Source organism: Cupriavidus sp. 2TAF22, assembly GCF_052115045.1.
In the GTDB taxonomy this organism is placed as follows: Bacteria; Pseudomonadota; Gammaproteobacteria; order Burkholderiales; family Burkholderiaceae; genus Cupriavidus.
Genome location: NZ_JBFRFX010000008.1, coordinates 259,085 through 265,769, shown reverse-complemented (window position 1 = coordinate 265,769; position 6,685 = coordinate 259,085). Strand labels below are relative to the sequence as shown.

Here is a 6,685-nt window from a genome sequence, read left to right as displayed (position 1 = left end):
GGGCACCGGCCGCGCCAAGGCCTGCGCCGTGCCGCAGGAAGCGGCGCCGCGCGAGCTGCGGGGGCATTTTCTTGTTGTTCTCGTTGGTCATTGGCTTTGCTCTTGCGCGTGGGCTCGTGTCGGCGGCGCATCGGAAATGGCGCACTCTAAGCCAGCGCGCACCCGCGCGGAAGGAAGGAAAACGCATGCGCATATGCGCTGCGCCACCGCGCCGCGCCGCACCGGTGCATATGCGCGCAGCCGATAACCAAAGCCAAAAACATTCCTTCTGCCGCGCCGCGGGCGCCGCGTATCTTGGGAGCCGTCGATGAACTTCTCACTGCTTTGCACAGGAACCCGAACACAATGGCACTCACGCGACGAAGCCTGCTTAAACGCCTTGCCTGGTCCGGCCTCGGTGCCGCCGCCGCGTCCAGCCCGCTGAGCGTATTCAGCGCCACCGGCGCCGCCCGCCCGGAAGTGATCCGCATCGGCGTGGCGCAACCCGCCACCGGCACCCCGCCCAGCTTCGCCGGCAGCTCGATGGCCATCGCGCATGCGCGCGGCTGGCTGGAAGAAGCGTTCAAGCCAGCCGGCACGCGCGTCGAGTGGTTCTTCTTCAAGGGCGCGGGCCCGGCGGTGAATGAAGCGCTCAGCACGAAGCAACTGGATTTCGCCATGCAGGGCGACCTGCCCGCCATCGTGGCGCGCGCGGCGGGCCTGAAGACACGGCTGATACTGGCCACCGGCGTGCGCACCAATATCTATATCGGCGTGCCGCCGGACTCACCGCTCAAGACCGTGGCGGACCTGCGCGGCAAGCGCGTGTCGCTGTTCAAGGGCACCAATATGCATCTGCCGGCGCTGCGCCTGCTCGAGGCCAACGGCCTCGGCGAGAAGGACCTGCGCCTGCTCAACCTGGACACCGCCAGCTATCTCGCCGCGCTCACCACGCGCGACCTGGATGCCGCCATCGGCGCGATGGACATCCTGCGCCTGCGCGACAAGGGCGCGGTGCGCATCCTCTATTCGAGCAAGAACCAGTCACCCGTCTATACGCGCCAGAGCCATGTGCTGGTAACCGACGACTTCGCCGGCAAATACCCGGAGGCCACCCAGCACCTGGTCAAGGCCGCGGTGCAGGCCGCGCGCTGGTCCTCCGACGAGAAGAACCGCGAAGACGTGCTGCGCACCTGGGCACGCGCCGGCACGCCGTACGAACACTGGAAGGAAGACTATGAAGGCGAGCCGCTGCGCGTGCGCCTGAACCCCAATTTCGATCCCTTCCTGGTGGGCCGCTACAAGGATGCCACCGAGCAGGCCTACCGGCTGCGCCTGTCGCGCGCCAAGTTCGATGTGGACCAGTGGATCGACACGCGCTTCCTCAAGGCCGCGCTGGACGACCTGAGCCTGCAGAGCTACTGGCCGGTCTACCAGCCCAACGGCAAGATCCTCGGAGCCTGACGCAATGGCGGCCAACGAGACCCTGACGCTGCCCGGGCAGGCCGGCGCGGCCTCCGTAGCGGATATCGAGCCAGGGCGCGCCTGGCGCCCCGGGCGGCAACACCTGGCGTGGCTGCTGGCCTGGCCGTTGCCGCTGGCGCTGCTGCTGGCCTGGTACGTGGCGGCACGCTTCGAATGGATTCCCCCGCAGGTACTGCCCGCGCCCGACGCGGTGTGGCACACGCTGAGCGATCTCTACGCGAGCGGCGAGCTGCAGGCCAACCTGGCCGTGAGCGCGGTGCGCGTGGCCGGCGGCTTTGCCCTCGGCCTGGCCGGCGGCCTCGCGCTGGGCGTGGCGATGGGCCTGTCGCCGAACTTCCGCGACTACGTCTATCCCACCTTCAAGGCCTTCAGCCAGGTGCCGGTGCTGGGATGGCTGCCACTGCTGATGCTGCTGGTGGGCATCGACGAGGCGCTCAAGATCATCCTGATCGCCAAGGCCTCGCTGGTGCCGATCGCGCTCAATACCTACAAGGGCATCCAGAACGTGCCCACGCGCTATATCGAGGTGGCGCGCGTGCTGCGCTTCACGCGCTGGCAGATGTTGTCGCGCGTGGTGTTCCCCGCGGCCGCCGCGCCGATCTGGAACGGCATCCGCTACGGCCTCACGCATGCATGGCTGGCACTGGTGGTGGTGGAGCTGCTGGCCTCGTCCGAGGGGCTGGGCTACATGATCGTGTACGGCCGCCAGCTGTTCCAGCTCGACATGGTGATCGCCGCGGTGATCGTGGTGGGGGTGGTCGGCTTCGCGCTGGACAAGGCGCTGGCACTGGCCGAGGCGGCGGTGCTGCGCTGGCGCAAGCCCGGTCTCTGAAGCAACCGAAGCGAAGGACCCAAGATGACAGAATCGTTTGCGCGCACCCTGCGCACCCTGCGCATTCCCCGGCCGCTGCGCGGCTGGATCCTGCCGCTTGCCCTGGTGGTGCTGTGGTGGGCCGCGGTGCGCTTCGGCTGGAGCACCTCGCCGCTGCTGGTGCCGGTCTCCAAGGTATGGGACACGGCGGTGCAGCAGGTGCGCAGCGGCGCCCTGTTCGACGCGCTGCGCGCCAGCCTGTGGCGCGACCTCGCCGGCTTCGCGCTGGGCGCCAGCGTTGGCCTGCTGTTCGGCGCCGCGCTGGGGCTCTCGCGCCTGCTCGAGCAGGTGGCCGGGCCGACCTTCCACACCGTCAAGCAGATCTCGCTGTTCGCGTGGATCCCGCTGATCTCGGTGTGGTTCGGGCTTGGCGATACGGCCAAGGTCGTGTTCCTCTCGCTGGCGGCCTTCTTTCCGGTGGTGCTCAACACCTTCGAGGGCATCCGCGGCGTGCCGGCCGATCTGCTGGAAGTGGCGCGCGTGCTGAAGTACTCGCGCTGGCAGGTGCTGCTGCGCGTGGTGCTGCCGGCGGCCTCGCCGTCGATCTTCGCCGGCATCCACCTGGCGCTGATCTATGCGTGGCTGGCCACGCTCGGCGCCGAGTACCTGCTGGTGGCCGGCAAGGGCATCGGCAACACCATGGTCGACGGCCGCGAGAACTTCTGGATGGACCTGGTGCTGTTCGGCGTGATCGTGGTGGGGCTGGTCGGCTTCACGCTGAACTGGCTCGCCAGCCGCATCGAGGGTCGCCTGCTGGCATGGCGCGGCCGCTCCGTCGCGGCATTCTAGGAGGCACGATCAGAGAGATCCCGGAGGCGTTGCGCGGCCTTGCCGCACCCGCCTGCACTGTCAGCGGCCGCGCGCCTGGCCGGGCCCGCTTCGCTTCTCTCTGATCGCGCCGCCCACCCAATTCCTCTTCGCACTACCGAACACTTTTCCGGAGAACCACATGGCCCACGCCGGCACGCTCAGCATCGAGCACCTGCGCAAGCAATACCAGGTCAAGGGCGCGCCCCTGCCTGTTCTTGAGGACATCACGCTGTCGATCGCCCCGGGCGAGTTCGTCAGCATCGTCGGCGCCAGCGGCTGCGGCAAATCCACCCTGCTGCGGCTGGTGGTCGGCCTGGAGGAGGACTACAAGGGCGAGATCCTGCTCGACGGCAAGCGCGTGGCCGGCACCAGCCTGGACCGCGGCATCGTGTTCCAGGAGCACCGGCTGTTCCCGTGGCTGACGGTGGAGCAGAACATCCGCATGGCCCTGCTCAACGCCAACCTCACCGAGACCGACAAGCGCCGCACCGTGCGCGAGCATATCGAGCTGGTGGGCCTTGCCGGCTTCGAGACCGCCTTCCCGCACCAGCTCTCCGGCGGCATGTCGCAGCGCGTGGCGATCGCGCGCGCACTGGTCACGCGCCCCGAGATCCTGCTGCTCGACGAGCCGTTCGGCGCGCTCGACGCGCTCACCCGCGCCTATCTCCAGCAGGAGCTGCACCGCATCTGGCAGGCCGAGGGCATCACCATGATCCTGGTCACCCACGACGTGGAGGAAGCCATCTACCTGGGCGACCGCGTGGTGGTGATGGAGCCGCGCCCGGGCCGCATCCGGCGCATCCTGCCGGTGCCGCTGGCACACCCGCGCGACCGCGCCTCCGCGTCCTTCGCGCGCGTCAAGGACGATGTGCTGCAGGAGTTCACCGGGCGCCCGGCCGATCTCGCCGAAGCGCCGATCAAGCGCGAGCCGGATGTGGACGCCACCCGGCTGCCGCCCCATATCCGCTTCGCGATCTGACGTACCCGCCGCACGCAAGATACCCACAGGAGAATCTCATGACCCAGCAGCAAGCCGCAACGCAAGTCGAACTCGACATCCACCCGGTAGCCGGGCGCATCGGCGCGGAGATCCGCGGCCTGCGCCTGGCGCCGGATCTCGATTCCGCCACCTTCGGCGCCGTGCGCGCGGCCCTGCTGCGCCACAAGGTACTGTTCTTCCGCGGCCAGGATCACCTGGACGATGCCGCGCAGGAAGGCTTCGCCAGCCGCTTCGGCACGCCGGTGCCCCATCCCACCGTGCCTTCGCGCGACGGCACGCGCTTCCTGCTCGAACTCGATTCCGAGCACGGCGGGCGCGCCAACTCGTGGCATACCGACGTCACCTTCGACCTGGCCTATCCCCAGGTTTCGGTGCTGCGCGGCGTGACCATCCCGGCCGCCGGCGGCGACACCGTATGGGCCAACACGGCCGCCGCCTACCAAGATCTGCCCGAAAGCCTGCGCGAGCTGGCCGACCGCCTGTGGGCGCTCCACACCAACGACTACGACTACGCCGCCACCCGCAACACGGTCAGCACCGAAGCCATCAAGCGCTACCGCGAGGTCTTCACCTCGGCCATCTACGAAACCGAGCACCCGGTGGTGCGCGTGCACCCGGAAACCGGTGAACGCACGCTGGTGCTGGGGCACTTCGTCAAGAAGCTGCTGGGCTATTCGGCCTCCGACTCGCAACACCTGGTGGCCGTGCTGCAGGACCACGTGCACCGGCTGGAGAACACCGTGCGCTGGCGCTGGCGCGCGGGCGACGTGGCGATCTGGGACAACCGCGCCACCCAGCACTACGCCATCAACGACTACGGCGATGCCAAGCGCGTGGTGCGGCGGGTCACCATTGCCGGCGATGTGCCGGTCAGCGTGGACGGCCGGCACAGCATATCGGTCAAGTCGGGTGCCCCGAAGCACGGCGAATCCGCCAACCATGCGGGGGCCGCCCGCGCCGCTGCGTAAGCGGCCCGGACCGATCCCGGAGTCATCGATGAGCCAGACAACACCGCGGCGCCAGCTCAGCCTGGGCGCCTTCCTGCAAGCCACCGGCCACCACGTGGCCGGCTGGCGTCACCCCGGCGCCGAGCCCGATGCCGGGCAAAGCCTGGCCCACTATGTGCGGCTGGCACAGCGCGCCGAGGCCGCCGCCTTCGACACGATATTCCTGGCCGACGGCGTGGCGATCCGCACGCTCGACGACACCACCCTGCCGCGCAGCGCGCGTGCCGCCACCTTCGAGCCGCTCACGCTGCTGTCGGCGCTGGCGGCGGTGACGCAGCGCATCGGCCTGGTGGCGACCGTCTCCACCACCTACAACGAGCCCTTCCACGTGGCGCGCAAGTTCGCCTCGCTCGACCACCTCAGCGGCGGGCGCGCCGGCTGGAACGTGGTCACCTCGTGGTCCGACGCGGAAGCACGCAACTTCAGCCTCGACAAGCATCCCGAGCACGCCGACCGCTACGCGCGCGCCGAGGAATTCGTCGACGTGGTGACGGGCCTGTGGGACACGTGGGAAGACGACGCCTTTCTCTACGACAAGGACAGCGGCCTGCATTTCGACGCGGACAAGCTGCGCGCGCTCGATCACCATGGCAGGCACTTCCAGGTGCGCGGCCCGCTCAACGTCTCCCGCCCGCCGCAGGGCCATCCGGTGATCGTACAGGCCGGTTCGTCCGAGGCCGGCCAGGAACTGGCCGCGCGCACCGCCGAAGTCATCTTCACCGCGCAGCAATCACTCCAGGACGCGCGCGCGTTCTACCAAGGTCTCAAGGGCCGGATGGCGCGTTATGGCCGCTCGCCCGACCAGCTCAGGATCATGCCCGGCGTGTTCCCGGTGATCGGCCGCAGCGAGGCCGAGGCAAAGGAAAAGTTCGAGGAGCTGCAGAGCCTGATCCACCCGGCCGTCGGCCTCGCCCTGCTATCGCAGAACCTCGGCGGCGTGGATCTGTCAGGCTACCCGCTCGACGGCCCGCTACCCGACGACCTGCCCGAGCCCAACGGCGCCAAGAGCCGCTTCCAGCTGGTGACGGGCCTGGCCCGCAAGGAGGGGCTGACGATCCGACAGCTCTACCTGCGCGTGGCCACCGCGCGCGGGCACTGGTCCATCCACGGCACGCCGCAGAGCATCGCCGACCAGCTCCAGGCATGGTTCGAAGGCGGCGCCGCCGACGGCTTCAACATCATGCCGCCGTGGCTGCCGGGCGGACTCGATGACTTCATCGAACTGGTGTTGCCCGAACTGCGCCGCCGCGGGCTGTTCCGCGAGCGCTACGAAGGCACCACGCTGCGCGAGCACCTGGGGCTGGCGCGGCCGGTGCATCCGCGCGCGGCGGCGCAACAGCGGGCGGCGTAGGAGGCCGGTTCAAGAAGCGCCGGGCGTCGTTGCGCGGCCTTGCCTTGCCCGCTCTCCTGGCCGGGACCGCTTCGCTTCATCCAGGACAAGCTCCAAGGCAGGAAAGGCGGAAAAGCCGGAAAAGGCGGCGAACGCCGCCGTCCGTCCCCGGAAACGACAAAGGCGGCCCGCAGGCCGCCTTT

At 69.1% G+C, this 6,685-nt stretch carries 6 protein-coding genes; all 6 read left to right on the top strand.

The features are described 5' to 3' along the window. Positions 1-345 precede the first annotated feature (345 nt). The 6 genes from AB4Z48_RS12765 to AB4Z48_RS12740 all read left to right on the top strand — a co-directional run bounded on the left by AB4Z48_RS12765 (position 346) and on the right by AB4Z48_RS12740 (position 6,503). Positions 346-1,443, top strand: a complete 1,098-nt coding sequence (locus tag AB4Z48_RS12765; RefSeq protein WP_441614342.1) for an ABC transporter substrate-binding protein — start codon at positions 346-348, stop codon at positions 1,441-1,443. Between the two features lie 4 nt (positions 1,444-1,447). Beyond that, positions 1,448-2,296, top strand: a complete 849-nt coding sequence (locus tag AB4Z48_RS12760) for an ABC transporter permease (RefSeq protein ID WP_441614340.1) — start codon at positions 1,448-1,450, stop codon at positions 2,294-2,296. Positions 2,297-2,320: 24 nt separating this feature from the next. Beyond that, entirely contained in the window at positions 2,321-3,124 is an 804-nt protein-coding gene (locus tag AB4Z48_RS12755; protein ID WP_441614338.1) for an ABC transporter permease, read from the top strand. A gap of 160 nt (positions 3,125-3,284) precedes the next feature. Next, positions 3,285-4,124, top strand: a complete 840-nt coding sequence (locus AB4Z48_RS12750) for an ABC transporter ATP-binding protein (protein ID WP_441614336.1) — start codon at positions 3,285-3,287, stop codon at positions 4,122-4,124. Positions 4,125-4,162: 38 nt separating this feature from the next. Beyond that, the gene (locus AB4Z48_RS12745; protein ID WP_441614334.1) at positions 4,163-5,113 is read left to right on the top strand and encodes a TauD/TfdA dioxygenase family protein; all 951 of its coding nucleotides are present in this window, start codon (positions 4,163-4,165) and stop codon (positions 5,111-5,113) included. A 28-nt stretch (positions 5,114-5,141) separates the two neighbouring features. Then, positions 5,142-6,503 carry an LLM class flavin-dependent oxidoreductase gene (locus tag AB4Z48_RS12740; protein ID WP_441614332.1) on the top strand — a complete coding sequence of 454 codons (1,362 nt, stop codon included), beginning with the start codon at positions 5,142-5,144 and terminating at the stop codon, positions 6,501-6,503. Positions 6,504-6,685 lie beyond the last annotated feature (182 nt).